The organism is Rudaea sp. 3F27F6 (assembly GCF_005503555.1).
GTDB lineage: Bacteria > Pseudomonadota > Gammaproteobacteria > Xanthomonadales > Rhodanobacteraceae > Rudaea.
Window position 1 is genome coordinate 116,142 of record NZ_SCNG01000008.1, and the last position, 18,902, is coordinate 135,043.

Genomic DNA, 18,902 nt, shown 5'->3' on the forward strand with positions numbered 1-18,902 from the left:
CCTTATCTAGAGCGGAGATTGTCATGTCTAACACGTCAAACAACGACAACAAACCTAACACGGCTCCGGACCCCGGCAGACTGGTCATCCGCGGCCTGCTTTGGGGAATTGCCATGGGCATCGGCCTTGCCATTGGTGGTCCGATCGGTGCCGTGATCGTCGCAGGCGCATCGGCGAGCACTGGCGGCGACAGCTAATTGCTCAGCTAAATCGAGGGTCAACATGAAGATCGATGACGACATTCTTTATCTGGACCTCGAATGCGTGGCGTACAAAGCGTGCCGCGACGAGAACTGGAGTATCGCCAAAGTCGATGAGACCGAACGAGAATACCGCGCATTTTTGCAATTGGTGAGAAGTTTTCCAAATAAATCTGACATCGCTCCGACACGCGACGTCGACCGCCTGTGGCATCACCACATTCTCGACACCGAGAAGTACGCAGCGGACTGTCAGCGATTGTTCGGTGTGTTCCTGCACCACTATCCGTACTCAGGAATCTTTTCTGAGCAGGATGCCGAAACACAGCGAGATCGTGTTGACCGGTCGCGCATGTTGATCCATCAAATCCTCAACCAAGGAGAAAGCACATGATTACGTCTTCCCATCACGCCCATCGCGGCAACGAAACGGCGTCGAGTTGCACCTCGCACTGCAGAGGCCAATGCGTGCCCGCATGTACGGGCGGGGGTCACTGCGTCCCCAACATCTGTTCATCGTTGAGCCAGAGGCCTTCGCGTGCCGACATGCTGGCCTGGGCTCTCCGGCGGTCCGTCGTCGAAAGACAACCCGTTTGAGCAGGCCAAAGGAATCGCCACGCAGGGGTGGTACAACTCTGCGTGGCGCGGAGGTCACAAAAGTGATAAATCACAAGAATACGCTGGTATTCGCGTAGGTAAGGCAGGCGTCTCGCAATCAAGCTGAAAAACACACGCAACTAGGCCGCACGTCCATTTGGGGAGGACACGACAATGGCTATCAATCTACTGGTTCCGCTCGCGGTAGCCCTCGGTGGCGCCGTATGGAGGGCATTTCGCACCGACCAGTCCTTTCCGTCGGCGGGATTGCAGGGGCGCTACTCGCAAGACGACGTTGGTCTGCGGCTATCTCTTACGGGGTTTCGCCCACAAGCCAATGCGATCCTGCAAATTCACGCCAGAAATTCAAATGGCGGCTTCTTAAAGGCCGCTCACCGCATATTTGCCGACAATGATGGCGATTTTTCTCTCGGAAGCGACCTTGAAGGGGATTCTTGTCATTTCTACGTGCCCCACGGAGCTATTCTCGGCGCAGAGGGCGACTCGCTGATTATCAGCGCGCGCATTGCTAATGGATCCGCGGCTGTCACAGAAGACATCTTCCACGTGGAGTTGATAAAACGACCGTTCTCGATTGTTCGCTACCTTGAGCCTTTGCTCATGCTCGGCAAGATCCTGGCGCAGTCCGACGGTCCACTGGTTCGGGAAGAGGTTCGCTACCTCCGCGAGCTCATACGCGATAAGTTCGGCGGTTCCGAAACGGAGTTAGAAGAACTGCGCCTACTACTGAAGCCCGCCCAGGATATGGCCACCAGTGATGTAGCCGAGGTACTCAGGTATCGGATGCCGCATCTCGACCTCGATGAAGTCGCCAAGTTCTTCATTAATGTCGCTGCTGCCGATGCGCTGGTGAACCCTGCCGAAGCCAATTGCATGAAAGACATGCTGAGGCTGCTCGGCGCAAGAGAAGTAGACCTCCACGAGTTCATCTCTAGTCTCGGCCTGTCGAATCCCGCACCTGAGCTCGAAGCCTGTTTGACCGTTTTGAGTCTGACTGGAAAGCCTACTCAAGAAGAACTACTGAAAGCGTGGCGACGTGCAGTGCGCGATTTCCATCCGGACCGGTATCAATCCAGGGATTTGCCAGATGCCGTCAAATCGGTGCTTGCGCAGCGCACTCTCGAGATCAACTCGGCCTATGAAACGCTGGCGAAGGCCTACGGCTATAAATAGCAAGAACAAATGTCGAAAGGCATCGCGAGAAACTCAATTGCTGTCTGCCATACGCAACAGTGATGCGCAGCGCGAGCGCCTCGGGAGGATGTTCAATGGGCGTCGGTACTGCGCCTCCCGCAGTTTGCCTAACGCCTGAGTTAAGCGGCGCTCGGCTTTTCGCGCCTCCGCTTGAACGAATTATTGGCACTCACAGCGAGACCACCGGAGGCGCAGCATGCCCTTGTAACGACTGGCACACGCGGAGCCTGATCCATACGTTTGTTGTTAGCGATGGTTGATTCACCTGACTAGCCCACTGTGCTGCAGGTGAGATAGGTGGATTTAGGAGCGTAACTGTGCTCGCTGCCGCCAACTTGGCGAGGAACAACTGAGCAAGCTGATCAGACGTGTTACGCGAAGCCAGAACCATCATCGAGCAGTGGCGCCATCACTACAACACCACTCGGCCACACAGTGCGTTGAACTACCGACCACCTGCATCAGGGACCATCCTGTCCAGAACCCTTTTACACATCCTGCCTATTGCCGCTTAAACTAACTTTCGCTCTGGACCAATCCAGTCAGGCCGGTCATGATTCCCTGGCGATTGCCGTGCGCATCGAGCGCCGCTCTTTGCTCTACGCGGCGGCTGGGCGCAGGCCGAACGCGAGGCGAACATCGCCTGCGCCGAAAAGGAGCGGATCGACTTATCCCACAGCGCAATCGCGAACTATGAAATTGGCCTAGTACGATTGCGGTGCGGCGACATCGAATTGGCGGCCAACCGATTTCAGCGTGCTCACGAACTCGGAATGAGCCTGCAGCCGGGACTCGCATTCCTTCATTTGGAACGCGGTGATACAGACGTTGCAGCAGCATCGATTCGTACTGCAGTTCAAGAAGTCCCACCTCAAAGCTTGCGCCGTGCTCGCCTGCTTCAAGCGCAAGCAGGGATAGCAGCCAATGGACGTGACGCGGCTACAGCGAGAGCAGCAGCGATTGAACTGACAAATATCGCCGCGTTACATGCAAGTACTGCGCTCAAGGCCTTTGCTACCAGCGCAGTCGGAATTGCGTCACTCGCCGAGGGCAATGCGTCGGCCGCGCTTGGCCAGCTTTGCGAAGCATGTCAGCTATGGCTTAGAGTGCAAGCACCATATGATGCTGCCCGGATCCGCGTTTATATGGCGTCTTCATTGCGTGATCTCGATGACAAGGTATCGGCGATCATAGAACTACGGGCGGCGCACGCAGTGTTCGATCGACTTGGGGCGTGCCCGGATGCCGCACAAGCGATTGCGTCGATCGAAACACTCAGTGAGAGCCTCCCGGCGCAATATCATCTGTCGAATATGTAGGGCTCCGATTGCGTCGACTCGAGAATAAGATGTCAGATTTGCGTCTCTCACGCTCACGCTTGGGAGCGTCAGCTTAGCGTAGTTACTGCCCTTCCCTACCCGCTAAAGCCTTCTTAATCTCAGTCGCCGGTGCAGTCACCCATGGTGGGCACGATGAGCTGAACCGTGCGCAGGTGGATCTACCCGCACCGTTCCCATCATTCCGCCGTCTTCGTGCTCGAGCAAGTGACAGTGGTACACAAATGTGCCGATCGTTTCCGGGTCCCTGAAGTCCATGCGCAAGCGAACGCTGGGGTACTTCGCTGTGCGTCCAGTAAAGTAAGGAACGTTCACAATATCGCGCAGAAACGGCTCATTCACGAGTGAGCCTGACCATTCCATCAACTGAAAGTGGATTTGATGGATGTGAAACGCATGCAGTTCCGGCGTGCGATTTTCGATGATCCAGTCCTCGACATCGCCTTGTTGCACAACGATGTCTGGCGTCTTTGCCATCGGATCGAATACTTTTGGCTTCTTGCCCTCCTCCGTAATAAAGAACGCCGTTGGACTGTTCGGATCGTTGGGATCCTGCGGCGTTTCGGAAAAGTAGAATTTTCGCTCGCGCACAGACTGAACAGAGCCGAGCCAAGGGACTTTCGAGTCTGGTAACGGTTCATGCGAAACCGGCAATTTCGAGTTCGGTTCCGGCGCATCCGCGGCCGCTATGACGGAGGCAAGCGGTCGGTTGGGATCGTTCTCGCCGGCCTGCCCGGTGTCGACCGCACTCGTAATTAGAACGCCCTTCATGCCGTACTGTGGACCGGTCACGATGAACTCTGCGCGTGCACCAGGTGGTAGAGCGATGTGTGTGAACCCGCTGACACGCGGTTTACCTGGATCGGTGCCATTGATTGCAGCGCCATCGATCGCGACGACGTTGAGCTGTTGTGGAGTGCCGTTGTAGAGCAGCGCGAGATCGAGGTACGTGATCGCAGAAGCATTGAGGACGCGCCATAGCTGCCGCGCCCCCGGTTTCATGACGATCGACGCCGGCGGATAGTCCGGATACGGCACGGGAACGAAGTTGACCGATAGATCGCGGGCAGGACGGCCCGTGCCCGTCCCGCTGTTCATCGTATCTCCGTCACGGTCGAGGATTAGTCGCGGAACCGGCGCACTCGTCGAGGGCTGCGCAGTGGGATTCATGAGGTCCTGATCGCGAATGACGAGAACCCGTTCCGGCAAACCCGCAACAACGGGATTGGTTCGTTCCAGGCCTTCGACAATGAGCGCGCCGGATGCACCGCCGGACACCTGCTTCGAGCTGAAGCCGTGAATGTGCGGATGATACCAATACAAGCCCGGAGGCTGACTGTCCGGAATGCGGAACCGGTACTCGAAAACGGGATCCGTAGGCTGTACCGACGTGTGCAGCACATCGTCCTTGTGGCATACCGGAGGAAGCGTTAGACCGTGAAAATGGACATTGGTAGAAATGGCCGTCATTGCACTGCTCGTGCAGGGATCCGACGATGGCTTCGGTTTAGTCGTACACATCGGTCCGCCACCGAAATCCACGTCGGCAAGCGACGGCAAAACCGTCAGGTCGTTCTTGAGGCGGAGGATCAGTTCGTCACCGGGATGCAACCGCAACGTCGGCGCTTCATGTTTATCCGGTAAAACATAACAGTAGCGTGCGGATCCATCGGGCTCGCGATAGTTGTGAATCGCGAGATCTAGCGTCAGAACTCCGTTTTGGCTCCGCAGATCTTCCGGTTCCTGGACGGTCTCGCCAGACGCCGGGCGCGGACACTGATCAATCGCTATTTCCGGCAGCCCACTCTCTGCCGATGCGGCCCCCAACAGCGCGCCGACGAGCAAGATGCCGCACATCCCCAGAAGAAGACAGGTAACGTTGCGCTTACTAGAGTGTAAATACCACGGCAACGATTCGGGCATGGTATGAACTTGCTGGCCATCGCGGGATAGCCCATCAGCATGGAGGGGAATTTTGACGAAATGATGACTCCCATCCGGAAGGTAGTACTTCCGGTACTGAATCGAATTTGGCCGGGTGTTCCCGCCCATAAATTAGCGAAGGAGTTATGAAGTGGAAAATATCCGCCTAGGCATTGAACAGGGAGACTAACTACCGTTCGACGTAGAACTGAGGTGGCGGTCCGGGAAGGTATTCGACCCGCCGAATACCGGCTTGCTTGAGTGGACGTAAAAGTGGGAGCAAGTCTAGGTTGCGCTGCGAAACGAACAGCCTTAGCTGACAGATAAGAGAGTCGACCTCCTGAGGCAACGCTTCCAATCGTCTTCTTAGCGCAGCGAGTTCCCCTGCGCTTAGTGATACGTTTTCCAGTGCCCTGCGTGCTTCATTCAGCAGTGCGGGAATTCTCCGGTCCAGCAATATATCTACCCGCCGATCGGGTCGAATACCTGAGAGGCAGCCTGGCATGAAAGCACGGTTTTTCATTGCCCCGCTCTCAAGAGCCACTCGCATACTAGCGGGCAATTCATCAAAGCTGTTCAGCGTAACGCGTGCCCAAGCGGTGTCTTCATGCTCCAGATCCGGCCATTCGGTGATCAATTTTTCCAACAGGGCGCGCTGCTCGTGAACCGCCACAACTCGCCTGCATTTGCGCTTCTCGATACCAAAAGCGAATTTGGCCTTCGCCCATTTGGTTCCAAGGAGAATTCTTCCGCACGGTCCTCCAATGTGGCTGATTCGGCCGTCCGGGAGGGCTACGACATACCCGCACCCATGGTCAGTCAAACATTCCACAATACCGCAGGGTCGAAGCCCGGCCCTTTGGTCCATTTCGTAGAAACGGAGAAGCTTCCCCTCCGTCATCAGCTCCGTCGGCACTCGGTCAACAAATCCAGGAAGTTGAAACAATTCTTCCCACGTTTTCAGGAAATTAATTGTTTCTCGAGTTGGAACAGTCGTTGTCTGCTCTCGCAGGATGTACTGATGAACTGAAAGACGCGCACCTCGTACCGTCGTGCCGTAGGACATCGAGTACTCCTTCACCATCTGACCTAGTGCCGATTAAGCCATCGCCGATGCCTTCGATTTGGCGCAAATCGCCCGATTCAGCGCGATTGCCAGCGTGGACATCGTCGGCGCCAAAATATCTACTATCGTTGTTCGCATGTGCGAGGCTGTGTCATCCAGCGCGGCGAAGATTTTCGATCTGGGAAAACTTCGCGGAGAACAGCAGAGCGAACCTATTTGCGAGAAGGCAGCGCAAGAGTAGCACCCCGACTTATCGATGACTGACGAATTGAAGCAGGCCTGCAGGCAGGCCTGCTTCAATCAAACTTCTTCTATTTTTACAGTTCGCGGCTCAATTTGGCCGCCACATCCGGAGTTGCCCCCGGAACCGACGGGATTCCGACGGAGGGCTTGGTGTTCTGGCCGGTCGGCTTGGGGCCGCTGCCCATGAACAGATCACTCATCGTCACCGCATCCGAGTCGCAAGCATGGTTGAGGCACGGCAGTCCGAAACCGCCTTCGAGCGACTTCAGCAACGAGAAGTGCGAATAAAACACGGTGCTCTGCACGCCGCCCGCAGCATAGTTGGTATCCACAATCACCGGAACTTGGTTGGCGTTCGGAGCTAGGCTGTAGTCGTTTTCGTCCCACAAGATGACCAGCGCGTTGTTGCCCTTGGTCCACGCCGGCGAACTCTTGATTGCGCTGACCAGCGTGCGGATGGTCAGGTCGCCGCGCAGAATCAGTGCCGGATTCAAACCCGCTTGCGTGCCGTTGTCATTTGGGTCGTAGGCGCAACTTTGGTCAGAATTGCCGCGGCCGTGCTGATCGTTGCACTGGTTTGGCGCAATGAACGAAAACGTTGGCACATTGCCCGATGCAAGATCGGCGTAGAGACCTTTTGCGCCTTCAAAGCCCACAACGTTGTCGAGGCTATTGTTCGGATCCCAGCCTTCCTGGACGTTCTGGAAATAGACAAACGGGTTGTGCTTGGAAGCATACAGCGCGACCACGCCAGCCTGCGCCAGCGCCGGCTTCAGCGGCGGAAGGATCGCGCTGAAATTCGTATTATTGGTGAAGACGTTGTCGCTGTAGTTCACGTTGTCGGCGCCTTCCAGTGGCAAGCTTTCCTGATAGCTCTTCCAAGTCTTGCCTGCGGCGACGAGTTGGTCGGCGATCGTTTTGCCCGACGTGCCCTTGGTAGCCGGGTACGACTTGGCGCCGTCGATGTTCATCATCCCCGGCGCCCCCTGCGTTTCGTTGGTCGTGTCGATCGCGGGAATAGCGGCATCGGTGCCCACACCAGCAATCGGACAAACGTTCGAGCTCGCCGGCGTATCGGTGTTGACCGTGCCGGAAGCGAGGTTCGTGGTGCAGTAGAAGTTGTGCCAGTCCGGGGTATTGTCACTCTGCACGCCGAAATTCGAGCCGCCGACAACTTCGAGATAGTTGTTGAGGCTCGGATGGGCGATGGCGAAATAGTTCGTCGCCAGATTGGCGTTGCGCGCGTAATAGTTGGTGAACGGCGCGTTCGGGTTACCCATGATCTGACCGTAAATGTGATTCTCCATCATGATCACAAACACATGATCCAGATGAGGAATGCCTGTCGGCACAGGGCCTTCAGCAGCAAATGCGCTGGTTACGGCACAGGACAACGCTCCCAGAACAGGAAGGATTTTTTTCATCACGGCAGCACACCTCGTGTGGATTGAAGGAATTTAGTCGAACCCCATACCCCGACGGCGCGCAGCAAACCGGCACCTACCCCAAATCACCATGAGAGTGTGGGATTGCTAGGTGTCAGAATGATGACGTTCAATATCCCGAGTCTCCTCAATTGTCGTTGTGACTCACATGCCGCCGTTGCCGCCAGGCCGGAATCGTTGGCTGAGAAATTCCGTGTTTACGGTGAGGTGCGTCACACGACGAGCACACCAGCGCGCGCCAGAAATTGTGGCCTACAGCTCAGAACTTGGGAATCCTATGAGTGAAAAGCGAATGTTGGACGCGCGCCTCGCGCCACTCAGTCTTGTCGCAGAAAAATTTCGAGCATCAGTGGGCCGCCGAACTGCTGAAGCCGACCACCTTGCGTCAGTTTGCCGAGGTAGACGGGAGAAAATCCGAGCTGATCTACCAACTCAGATACCTCGTTACTCGCCCTCTCGCTATCGCCAGACAAGAACAACACACGGCGTAAGCCAATTTCTTCAGGTGAATCTTCAAGAACTTGCGCGGGGAGCGTGTTGAACGCCTTCTTGATAATCGAACCGTCAAACGCATCCGCAACTACAGAACTGGAATCACAGTTACCGAGTTCCGTCGGTGTAAATGAAGGGAAGTCGATCGCATTTGTGGCGTCGACCACGATGCGAGGTCGCGACTTACCAAATGCTTTCGCGACATTGGAAACCGCTCCAAACGGCACAGCCAGAATTGCGAGTTCAGCTTTCGATGCTTCTCTGATCGTCGTGGGTTCGATCGATGGTCCAAGTCGTTCTACCAAGTTACCTAGAGACTCAGGGCCGCGTGTATTGGCGATCGCTACATTGATGTCTTTGCGCGAGAACTGGGTGGCCAAAGCCGTTCCGATAGCGCCCGAACCTATGATTGCATATCGCATGGTGCACCTCTCAGTTATCCTGTGAGAACACTTCGCCGTATGGGTTCTTCTGCGTCAAAGATAAAGAAGACCTGCAGCGATTCAATGTTGTGATATGAAACCGATCAACGTTACAGATTCGATTTCGATGCGCAGGAGCGGTTCGTCGGCTTGAGATGGATCACCAGACCTTCACGCCCCGTCGACCGCGATATCGATCCCAGTTACATAAGAACTGTCATCAGAGGCCAGGAAGAGAGCGACCCTGGCTACCTCTTCGAGTGGGCCAAGACGCCCGAGAAGCGTCTTGCCAAGCACGTAGTCGGCCTATTCCGGAATCTTGAGCTGCTCCCGCGTCTGATTGGTTTCGATCACACCCGGTGAAATCGAGTTGGCTCGAATCCCGTGGCTGCGACCTTCATCGCCAACTTGCGTGTCATGCCGATGATTCCCGCCTTTGCCGTGGTTTGGGCCAACGAAGCATGGCCTTTGAAACTCATGAGGGCATTCAGCGATGCTATGTTCACGACCACGCCGTGGCTGCGCTTCAGATGCGGCCACACAGCCCGAGTGAGGAAGAACACCAAATTGACCTCCTCCCGACGATTGCGATCCCACTCCTCGTCCGAGATATCCTCGATCCAGTTGAAGTACGCCATCGCGGCATTGTTGAAAAGAACATCGATCCCTCCGAAGGTCTTTACGGCAAGATCGACGAGCGATTGGCAGTTGGAAGGCTGGGTTAGATCGCACAGATGCAAGGGCACCATCATCGATTTGTCGGCAGACCGCCGAACCATATCCAGAGTGGCTTGAACGTCCTCGTACGCAGACCACAACCGATGACGAAGGCACCTTCGTGTGCAAACGTCAAAGCGGCTTCCCGCCCCATGCTTCACCGGCGATCGCGAGGACTACGACTCAACAAACTTAGACACGCTGTGCGGGCAACGAGATAGCCGCCCTTCTCTATCCGCGACAAGCCTCTCCAACTAAGGCCATTTCTGCTTGGACGTCCTACTCGACGATTCCAAGCGATGCGCCGATCTCGCTACTGCCAAGACCCTCTTGCGCCCAAATCCCCAGTAGGCCACGCACCTGGTCGAGCAAGGTTGCCTTGACGAGTGCAATCTTCGTCGCGTCGAGCTTGGTCCAGCCAAGTGCTTCGAGCGCGAGGCCGGGTGCGTGGTACAGCGGCAGAATTTGGCCCTTCAGACTCATCATGCGGATGCGCGTGACAGGACTGTTCGCCGGCACGCCCGAAATGCGAGAGAGCAGCTCAAGGCTGATCTTGGCGAACGGTCGACGCAATTTCTTCTCGAGCAAAATGCGTGCGACGGTCGGCTCTTCGGTATTGAATTCGCGCGTCAGAAACAGGCGCCGACGTGCTGCTTGAGGCTGGGCAAAGGCACAGTCGATGATGACGCCGTAGATAGCGATGAAAGAGTCGATCAATTCGCCGACCGGCACCTTGGTGCGCAGCGCAGCATCTGCTCGTTGCATCACAGGGTCGAATACTGCGCGCATGTCATCGATGATGTGCTCGACGCAAGCGAGATAGACGCCTTCTTTGTTGTCGAAATAGTACTGCAGCGCCGGCGCGTTGACCCCTGCGACTGCGGCGATCTCGCGCGTCGACGCGCCGTCGAACCCGCGTTCGCCGAACAATTGCATCGCCACGTCGATGATGCGCCGGCGCGTTTCGTCGCCGCGCGCATAACCGCCTTCGCTCGAACGACGCAGCCGCTTGCGCACGCTCGTTGCCGCACTGCCCTTCGGTGCCGCGGCGCTTGTCGTTTTTTTGCTGCCGGATTTCATGCCGCCAATTGTAGCGCATTGACAAAATTATTCCGATTGATACAATTTTTCCAGATGGAATAATTTAAAGAAATCCCATGACCGCCGACAGTCCGGAATCCTCGCAACAAAATTCCCAGCCCGCTGCCCCGGCGACCTCCGCGCCCGCCAAGCCGCGGCGCGCACGCCTCGTCATGCTGGTCCTCGCAGCGCTCGCACTCGTCGTCGGCATCGGCTGGTCCGGCGAATGGTGGTTCGTCGGCCGCTACTTCCAGAACACCGACGATGCGTATCTCGCGGCCGACAGCGTAACGATCGCATCCAAGGTCTCGGGTTACGTCGCGGAGGTCTATGTCGGCGACAACGCCAGCGTAAAACCTGGCGATCCGCTGGTGCGGTTGGAAAGCCATCAATACCAAGCCGTGCTCGACCAGGCGCAGGCAACCATCGATTCGCGCCAGGCCGATATCCGGCGCGCCGAAGCCGGGTCGCGCACCCAACAGGCCGCGGTCGAACAAGCCCAAGCGCAGTTGCAGATCGCCAAGCTGGCCCTGCGCCACGCTGAGGACGAGGTGAAGCGCTACGGCCCGCTCGCCGAAACGGGCGCGGAGAGCCACGATCAGATTTCCGTGCTGCTCAACAACCGCGACCAGGCGCGCGCGACGGTCGCCGCCGACTCGGCCGCACTCGATCAGGCCCAGGCCAGGACTGCCGATCTCGATGCGCAGATCGCCCAGGCCAAAGCGCAGCTCGAGGCGGCGCAGGCCAGCGCACGGCAATCCCATCTGGATTTCGACGATACGGTCATCCGCAGCACGCTGGCCGGCCGCGTCGGCGACCGCACGGTGCGCGTCGGCCAGTACGCGCAGCCCGGCACGCGCCTGATGAGCGTGGTGCCGGTGCAAAACATCTACCTCACCGCGAATTTCAAGGAAACCCAGGTCGGCCGCATGCGCGCCGGTCAGCCCGTGAGCGTTCGCGTCGATGCGCTACCCGACGTCGAATTGCACGGTGTCGTCGACAGTTTTGCTCCGGGCACGGGCTCTCAATTTGCCCTCTTGCCACCTGAGAACGCGACCGGCAACTTCACCAAGATCGTGCAACGCGTGCCTGTGCGCATCCGCCTCGAAACCAGTGACGTGGTCCGTGCACAGCTTGTACCCGGTCTGTCGGTCACGGCCGAAGTCGATACACGCAATACCGATGTGAAGACGCCGCGCGGCGACACCAAGCATGCCGCGGACAGCGCCGGCGCGAAGGGCGCGGGCGCCGACGCCAATGGCTGAAGCCGCCCTGCCCGCTTCGGCAGCGCCGGCAGGCCACGGCGAGCGCGCGAGCGTCGCCGATTGGATCGCCGTCGCTGCGGGTTCGCTCGGCGCGCTGATGGCCGTGCTCGACATCTCGATCACGAACTCCGCGCTGCCGCAGATCCAGGGGGAGATCGGCGCGACCGGCACCGAAGGCACGTGGATCTCGACCGGCTACCTGATGTCGGAAATCGTCATGATCCCGCTCGCCGCGTGGCTCACGCGCGTGTTCGGCCTGCGCAACTTCCTGCTCGGCGCGGCGATCCTGTTCATCGCGTTCTCTACCGTCTGCGGCATTTCCGACACGCTGTTCCTCATGATCGCCGGCCGCATCGGCCAGGGTTTCACGGGCGGCGCGATGATCCCGACCGCACAGACGATCATCCGCTCGCGCCTACCGCCAGCGCAGATGCCGGTGGGAATGACCGTGTTCGGCCTCATCGTCCTGCTCGGCCCGCTGTTCGGCCCGGTACTCGGCGGCTGGCTGACGGAAAACATCAGTTGGCGCTGGTGCTTCTTCATCAACCTGCCGGTCTGCATCGGCTTGATCGCGCTGCTGATCGCCGGCCTGCCGCACGACAAACCGCATTGGGAGGCGCTGTTCAAAGCCGACTGGCTCGGCGTCATCGGCCTCGCCGCGGGCTTGAGTTCGCTCACCGTCGTACTCGAAGAAGGTCAGCGCGAGCGTTGGTTCGAGTCGAGCATGATCGTCTGGCTGAGCGTGCTCACTGCCATCGGCATGGTGCTGATCGCGGTCTCGCAATTTACGGCGCAAAAGCCGGTGATGCGTCTATCTCTGCTGCGTCACCCGCGCTACGCCAGCGTGATCTTCATCGTCTTCGTCGTCGGCGCGATGCTCTACGGCGTGATCTATTTGATCCCGCAATTCCTCGGCACCATCGCCGGCTACAACGCCGAACAGGCGGGCTGGGTAATGCTGATCTCCGGCATCCCGGCTTTCCTGATGATGCCACTGCTGCCGCAACTTCTCGGCAAGTTCGACTATCGCGTACTCGTGATCGCCGGACTCATCTGCCTCGTCGTCAGCTGCATGCTCGACACCCATCTGACCGCACAGAGTGTCGGCGACGATTTCTTCTGGTCGCAGCTCGTGCGCGGTGCCGGCCAGATCCTCGCGATGATGCCGCTGAACCAAGCCTCGATGGCCGCGGTCTCGCGCGAGGAGTCGGGCGACGCGGCCGGCATCTACAACATGGCGCGCAATCTCGGCGGTTCCGTCGGCCTGGCGATCATCGGCACGGTGATCGACCGGCGCAACACGTTCCACACCGCGATGATCCGCGAATCCTTGACCGCCAACTCGGTGCAGGGGCAGGACTCAGTCGCCGCGATTGCCGCAGGCTGGTTCGCGCGCACCGGCGACATGGCGTATTCGCAAATGCGAGCCCTCAAGCAGATCGCCTTGCAAATCGCCCAGCAGGCATCAGTGATGACCTATTCGGAGGTCTTCTGGATGCTCGGCGTCACGCTGGTCTGCTGCATTCCGCTCGCGTTGCTGTTGAAGACACCGCGCGCTCCGACGCCACTCGGCGAGGCACATTGACATGAACATGCACCAATCCATCGGCAAGACCTGCGGCGCTGCCGCGCGCCTCGTTCCGCTGACTGTCGCCGCCATGCTTACGGCATGCACCGTCGGCCCGAACTATCGCGGCGCACCCGACATCGCGCTCGGCAACGGCCATGACGGCCGATTCGTGCGCGCGCCGGACAAGGACATCTCGACCGGGCCCGCGCCGAACGAATGGTGGCATGCACTCGGCGATGCCCAACTCGACGCGTTGATCGGCGACGCGCTCGCGCACAACCCAAACTTGGCCGCGGCACAGGCGCGGCTGCAACAGGCACGGGCGCAATGGCAGCAGCAGCGAGCCGCCAAATTGCCGACGGTTGCCGGCAATGCCGCGGCGATTCGTTCCCGGCAGCCGAACCTTCCTGCCTCCAGCGACGGCAGCAAGCCCTCGTCGGGCTTGCTCGGCAGCGGCCCCGTGCAGTTGTATAGCGCCGGCTTCGACGCATCGTGGGAGCTCGATCTTTTCGGCGGCAAGCGCCGCGCCACCGAGGCAGCGGCGGCGCAAACCGAATCCGTCGAGGCCAGCCTCGCCGACGCGCAAGTCTCGCTCGCCGCCGAAGTCGCCGCCGCCTATGTCGGCCTGCGCGATGAACAGCAACGACTGGCCTTGGCGAAACAGTCGGCGGACGCCGACGAGAAACTGCTCGAATTGGTCCGCCAGCGCCGCGCGCGTGGCGTTGCGGCGGATGTCGACGTCGAGCGGCAGAACACGCAGGTGCAGAGCGCCAAGTCGGCACTGATCCCGCTCGACGAACAGATCATCGAATCGCTCGACCGGCTCGCCGTGCTGACCGGCAAAGCGCCGGGCGATCTCGATCGCGAACTTGCTGCGCCCGCGCCGCTGCCGGCCTTGCCCGAGAATATCGCCATCGGCGATCCGGCGGCATTGTTGCGGCAACGGCCCGACATTCGTGCTGCCGAACGCCAGCTCGCCGCAAACACGGCGCAGATCGGTGAACACACGGCGGATTTATTCCCGAAGGTGTCGATGCTCGGCTATATAGGCAGCGCGGCGGGCGACCCGGCCCACCTCGCGCGCCGGCATAACATGACCTGGGTCGGTGTGCCGTACCTGCAATGGAACCTGTTCGACTTCGGCCGCACGCGCGCGGCGATCCGCGGCGCCGAAGCGGCGCGCGACGAGGCCGCGGCGAAGTATACAAATTCCGTATTGACCGCCTTGCAGGACGCGAACGGCGCGCTGTCGCGCTACGGCCATCAGCGTGACAGCGTCGAACGCCTGGCACTGCTACGCGCTTCGGCCGATCGCTCGGCAGCGCTCACCAGCCAGCGCTACGCGGCAGGCGCCTCATCGCTGATCGACCTGCTCGACACCCAGCGCACGCAGTTCAGCGCGCAGCAGAACCTGGCTCAAGGACAGGCGGAGTTACTCAGGAATTTCATTTCTCTGCAGAAGAATCTGGGCCTTGGCTGGAAGTCAGGTTGATTCTCATTCATCGCCACGTCTATCACTCCGGTTCTCTTGCTGAATGCGGATCGCCGCGCAGCAGGTGCGTGATCAAACGTGGCTCAATATTCGATGAAGTACCCACTGAAACCGGCTCAGGTTTGGATGAAAACCAACACCGTGCCTTCAATCAACAACGTTCTTGGCTATTTCAGCGACAAATACATCCGTGTCGAGCGTTCCTGTATTTCCGAGCAAGATGATCGTGATGTCTTGATCGAGAACGTGGAACAACTGGGTTTGCGCGCCCATGATCGAGCCGGGCCTCTTTACCACCGGATGCTTCTTTCCTTTGATCTTTGTTTCGTACGACCACAACCCGTAGCCATAGTCATCCAGGCCGGATTTGATCATATGGTCGAGTGTGGCCCGCCGAATCAACTTCAGCCCGAACAGGGCGTTGGAAAACTTCAGCAGATCGCCGGTCGTTGAATACATGGCTCCGGCGGCGTACCAGTTTTCCGGATACACAGGCAGGTCGGCGGACAGAATCTTGCGATCGTCTCGATAGAAGTACGTATCCGCCAGGCCATCGATGACCTCGCCCTGATGCAGCATCCCCGTGTTGTTCAACTGCAAGGGCTGGAGAATTTTCTCCTTGAGCACCTGCTCATACGATTTTCCATATAGACGTTCGATGATTTTTCCCAGCACGACATAGTCGGCATTGTTGTAGTTGAACACCTTGCCCGGGGCGTTGATGAGATTGCCACTGCAGTACTTCGTCAGAAGCTGATCGCTGGTGTAGGGCGTCTGATAGACGGGGATGCCATCCCGGATGGCGGCTGCGGCACTGCTAACCCCGTCATAACTCGGAAGACCTGAGGTGTGATTGAGCAACTGGTGGATCGATACCCTCGCCCCAGCTTCGCCGGCGTAGTCAGGCAGGTATGTCTTGATCGACTGGCTGAGATCGATCTTGCCCTGCTCGTAAAGTTGGAGAACCAAAACGGACGTGAAGAGCTTTGTGATGGAAGCGATCTTGTATGCAGTCTGCTGGGTATTGGGAACTTTGAACGCGATATTGGCCTGCCCAAAGCTCTCGGCAAAAATGGGCTCGCCGCGCTTTTGTATCAAGATCGAACCGTTGAAATGGTGCTCTTTTGCGTACGTGGTAATGAAAGTGCCTGGTTCTTGGGATTGGGCCAGCGCTCCATGGCATGCCAGCAATGCGGCGACGATCAGAACGAGGTATCTCATGAATGGCTCCGAATGGAATGGCAGTCCCATAGAGCACTGGAGTGACAGCGGCCGGAGGCGCTATCACACCCGACGGCGCGCTATGCTCGCTGCGATAGATACGCGCGCTGCGCATTCGGTTGCACGCCCATTCGAACTCGTGATGCAAAGCTGCTGCAGCCGATCGTCAATCGTTGGTCCCTAACCTCGTCGAATTCTTCAACACGATAGGCCGACTCATTGGCGACACCGCAGCCTACGCCTACTTCCGCTTCGGCGCGTCATCCGGCGCCACGTATGTCGTATCGGTCGGGCCCTGTCCGGTAATGTAGACGACAGTCGCCTGATCACCGGTGAAAGCAAAATGAGGTTGGCCTGCGGGCTCGGTGTAGAAACCGCCGGGTCCGAGCGTGCGGGTCGCTGCCTCATCCGCCCGTGGGCCATATCCGAAATGCCATTCGCCGGACACGACGAGCGCAGTGCGATTGTCGCGATGGCGATGTGCAGCGATCTGCATGTGGGCCGGGACACGAATTTCGATCGCGTACGGCCCGGGCATGTTGGGATCCCCGGACAAGACGGTCGTTTGGATGCCGCTCAGCCCGGAGGTTCCTGCACCCGCTCCGCTGCGCGCATGCGTTTCGACTTCGGCGGGCGTCAAGCGGAGTTGCGCGAGCGCATTGTCGGCGTTGAGAAACGCACGAATGGCGGCAATCGTCGCTCGCGGTTGTTCTTCCATGAGCCAGTGGCCCGAATCGGCGATGACCACCTCGTGCACGTCGTCGGCGGCAAAACGCATCACGAACGCCATGGTCGATCCGAACGAGTGATCGCCGCCGATGGCCAGCACTGGCATCTGCAGGCGGCCGAGTGCGGATGACGCGCGATTGTCGATTGCGTCCTGATCGAAGGCGGCGAACTGCTGGAAGCCCGCATGCATGCGGCCGGCCTGTGCATACAGCGCAGCGTAGTGACGCCGCGAACTTTCTGGGAAATGCTCGGGTTTGGCTGAAAACTCGTTCCAGAATCGATCGAGATAAATGCGCTCGCGGCCGGCGACGAGGCGCTCCATATCCGGGCCGCCGAAACGGAAATGCCAGAGCAAGGGGTTCTTGAGAATCTCGTCCCACGGACCGATGCCGGGAACCGGCGCATCCATCATCACCAGTCGCGTCGTGCGGTCTTGATGGGACTGCGCAAACGCGAACGCGACCATGTTTCCGATATCGTGGCCGACGACGTCGGCGCGTTCGATATGCAACGCGTCCAACACGCCGGCGATGTCCGCGGCCTGGTTCTTCTTGGTGAAGCCATCCGCAGCGACCGCCGAGAGTCCCATGCCGCGCAGGTCGGGCGCGATGACGGTGTGGTCGCGCATAAGCTCTGCGGCCAGCGGCGCCCACATGTCGCCGGTATCGCCGTAGCCGTGGATCAATACGACAGCCGGACCGGTTCCGCCGATGCGAACGTGCAGCGTGGTCCCGTTGCTGGCGATTTCCTGCGTATGGAAACCCGCGGGAAAATCGAACGTGTCGGCCAACGCCGGTGACATGCACGGCAGCGAGGCTGCCATAAGCCACGCGGCTATTCGGAAAGGACGGCGCATTCCCATAGACATTCCTTCTGGCATGCGAAACTGTGCGAACAAGATTGGACGTCCAACTCGGCGAGGTCTTGCAAATTTCCGCCGCCTTTTTTACGAAAGCTACCGCGGCGTCTATTGAACCTGCTTGCGCCAAGCGCCAGGGGTGGTCCCGGCGATCCGGGTGAAGACACGCGTGAAATGACTCTGGTCGGCGAAGCCGCACGCGGTGGCGATGTCGCTGAGCGCCCGGGTCGTCTCGCGCAGCAGCGACTTGGCGCGCAACACGCGTTGCAGCATCAGCCAGCGATGTGGCGGCATTCCTACACTACGCCGGAAAGCCCGCGCAAAATAACCCGGCGAAAGTCCGCAAGCGACAGCGGGTTCGGCGAGCGACATGTCGTGGCCCAACTGCTCGGTCATGAGATCGGTGGCACAGCGGATCTGCCAAGGCGCCAGGCAGCCTCGCCGGTTCGATCCTGGCAAGCGCATGCCGCCAAAAGTAGCGGCGAAATAGGTGTGTGTCGCAAGCAGCAGATAGTCCGCGTACATCGCGCCGATTTCATCGGGACGTTCCAATGCCGGCAACAACGCCTGACCGAGATGCCAGACCGTAGGGTCGAAGGCGCCGCGCTCACAAGTGAGCGTACCGATTCGCGTTGCGCCCCGATCGTCGGCGATTTCGTCGAGCGCGGCGCGCGACACGTAGAAGTGCAACACGTCGAACGGACTCTGTAAATCGGCGGTCGGTTCTTCTTGCAGATCGACGATGCTGGTGGTTCGCGCGCCGTAGCCTCCGCGATACACGGAACGCCCACCGATGAACAACTCGCGTTTAGGCGAGTCTCTCAATTGGAGCAGAACGGAAAACGCGGCCTCCACCGGCAGAGGCGACGTCAGTCCGTGGCCGGGGGTATCGCGTCGGATGCGCGTTACCGCGAGCTTCGATTTTCTCAACGAACTCGTGACGACATGCAAGCTCGCATCGGCACGGAAATATTTTGCGAGCCCTTGGCCGTAAGCGCCTGTCACCTGCTGCATTCGATCTCCCCTGCG

The 18,902-nt window shown here is 59.0% G+C and carries 17 protein-coding genes and 1 pseudogene; 8 read left to right on the top strand and 10 right to left on the bottom strand.

The features are described from left to right. The first annotated feature begins 23 nt into the window (after nt 1–23). The 5 genes and pseudogenes from FFS30_RS24000 (at nt 24) to FFS30_RS22750 (ending at nt 3,331) form a co-directional block, all read left to right on the top strand. A complete protein-coding gene (locus FFS30_RS24000) occupies nt 24–197 on the top strand; it encodes a hypothetical protein (RefSeq protein WP_171014809.1) in 174 nt (57 codons plus the stop codon). A gap of 25 nt (nt 198–222) precedes the next feature. Beyond that, nucleotides 223–594 (top strand): glycine-rich domain-containing protein-like, encoded by a 372-nt coding sequence (locus FFS30_RS22735; protein WP_137915494.1) that lies wholly within the window; start codon nt 223–225, stop codon nt 592–594. 377 nt (nt 595–971) lie between these two features. Further along, nucleotides 972–1,991 (top strand): J domain-containing protein, encoded by a 1,020-nt coding sequence (locus tag FFS30_RS22740; protein ID WP_137915495.1) that lies wholly within the window; start codon nt 972–974, stop codon nt 1,989–1,991. A gap of 392 nt (nt 1,992–2,383) precedes the next feature. After that, nucleotides 2,384–2,527 (top strand): annotated as a pseudogene (locus FFS30_RS22745) (integrase core domain-containing protein); the annotation flags it as partial. A 258-nt stretch (nt 2,528–2,785) separates the two neighbouring features. Continuing rightward, nucleotides 2,786–3,331 carry a hypothetical protein gene (locus tag FFS30_RS22750; protein ID WP_137915496.1) on the top strand — a complete coding sequence of 182 codons (546 nt, stop codon included), beginning with the start codon at nt 2,786–2,788 and terminating at the stop codon, nt 3,329–3,331. 135 nt (nt 3,332–3,466) lie between these two features. Here the strand turns inward: FFS30_RS22750 and FFS30_RS22755 are convergent, their stop codons facing one another. From FFS30_RS22755 to FFS30_RS22785, 7 genes are all read right to left on the bottom strand, one after another. Beyond that, nucleotides 3,467–5,272 (bottom strand): multicopper oxidase domain-containing protein, encoded by a 1,806-nt coding sequence (locus FFS30_RS22755; RefSeq protein WP_137915497.1) that lies wholly within the window; start codon nt 5,270–5,272, stop codon nt 3,467–3,469. Between the two features lie 190 nt (nt 5,273–5,462). Then, nucleotides 5,463–6,338 carry a hypothetical protein gene (locus tag FFS30_RS22760; protein ID WP_137915498.1) on the bottom strand — a complete coding sequence of 292 codons (876 nt, stop codon included), beginning with the start codon at nt 6,336–6,338 and terminating at the stop codon, nt 5,463–5,465. A gap of 317 nt (nt 6,339–6,655) precedes the next feature. After that, nucleotides 6,656–8,005: an alkaline phosphatase family protein gene (locus FFS30_RS22765; RefSeq protein WP_171014820.1), complete on the bottom strand. Its 1,350-nt coding sequence runs from the start codon at nt 8,003–8,005 to the stop codon at nt 6,656–6,658. Between the two features lie 338 nt (nt 8,006–8,343). Further along, entirely contained in the window at nt 8,344–8,940 is a 597-nt protein-coding gene (locus tag FFS30_RS22770; RefSeq protein WP_137915499.1) for an NAD(P)-binding domain-containing protein, read from the bottom strand. Between the two features lie 171 nt (nt 8,941–9,111). After that, nucleotides 9,112–9,237: an SDR family oxidoreductase gene (locus tag FFS30_RS24490; protein WP_137915500.1), complete on the bottom strand. Its 126-nt coding sequence runs from the start codon at nt 9,235–9,237 to the stop codon at nt 9,112–9,114. A 53-nt stretch (nt 9,238–9,290) separates the two neighbouring features. Further along, a complete protein-coding gene (locus FFS30_RS24125; protein ID WP_137915501.1) occupies nt 9,291–9,719 on the bottom strand; it encodes an SDR family oxidoreductase in 429 nt (142 codons plus the stop codon). A gap of 217 nt (nt 9,720–9,936) precedes the next feature. Beyond that, on the bottom strand, nt 9,937–10,737 hold the full coding sequence (locus FFS30_RS22785; protein ID WP_137915502.1) for a CerR family C-terminal domain-containing protein: 801 nt from the start codon (nt 10,735–10,737) through the stop codon (nt 9,937–9,939). 77 nt (nt 10,738–10,814) lie between these two features. Between FFS30_RS22785 and FFS30_RS22790 the strand changes: the two genes are divergently transcribed. The 3 genes from FFS30_RS22790 to FFS30_RS22800 are packed head-to-tail and all read left to right on the top strand — an operon-like array spanning nt 10,815 to nt 15,064. After that, nucleotides 10,815–12,002, top strand: a complete 1,188-nt coding sequence (locus tag FFS30_RS22790) for an HlyD family secretion protein (RefSeq protein WP_137915503.1) — start codon at nt 10,815–10,817, stop codon at nt 12,000–12,002. Beyond that, nucleotides 11,995–13,587 carry an MDR family MFS transporter gene (locus FFS30_RS22795; RefSeq protein ID WP_137915504.1) on the top strand — a complete coding sequence of 531 codons (1,593 nt, stop codon included), beginning with the start codon at nt 11,995–11,997 and terminating at the stop codon, nt 13,585–13,587. The genes FFS30_RS22790 and FFS30_RS22795 overlap by 8 nt, the downstream gene beginning before the upstream one ends. 7 nt (nt 13,588–13,594) lie before the next feature. Then, nucleotides 13,595–15,064 (top strand): efflux transporter outer membrane subunit, encoded by a 1,470-nt coding sequence (locus FFS30_RS22800; RefSeq protein ID WP_137915505.1) that lies wholly within the window; start codon nt 13,595–13,597, stop codon nt 15,062–15,064. A gap of 147 nt (nt 15,065–15,211) precedes the next feature. Here the strand turns inward: FFS30_RS22800 and FFS30_RS22805 are convergent, their stop codons facing one another. The 3 genes from FFS30_RS22805 to FFS30_RS22815 all read right to left on the bottom strand — a co-directional run bounded on the left by FFS30_RS22805 (nt 15,212) and on the right by FFS30_RS22815 (nt 18,824). Further along, a complete protein-coding gene (locus tag FFS30_RS22805) occupies nt 15,212–16,285 on the bottom strand; it encodes a serine hydrolase domain-containing protein (protein WP_171014810.1) in 1,074 nt (357 codons plus the stop codon). 241 nt (nt 16,286–16,526) lie between these two features. Beyond that, complete coding sequence (locus FFS30_RS22810; RefSeq protein WP_343182337.1) at nt 16,527–17,894, bottom strand: alpha/beta fold hydrolase; 1,368 nt, start codon at nt 17,892–17,894, stop codon at nt 16,527–16,529. Nucleotides 17,895–17,981: 87 nt separating this feature from the next. Next, the gene (locus tag FFS30_RS22815) at nt 17,982–18,824 is read right to left on the bottom strand and encodes an AraC family transcriptional regulator (protein WP_212742564.1); all 843 of its coding nucleotides are present in this window, start codon (nt 18,822–18,824) and stop codon (nt 17,982–17,984) included. Between the last annotated feature and the right edge of the window lie 78 nt (nt 18,825–18,902).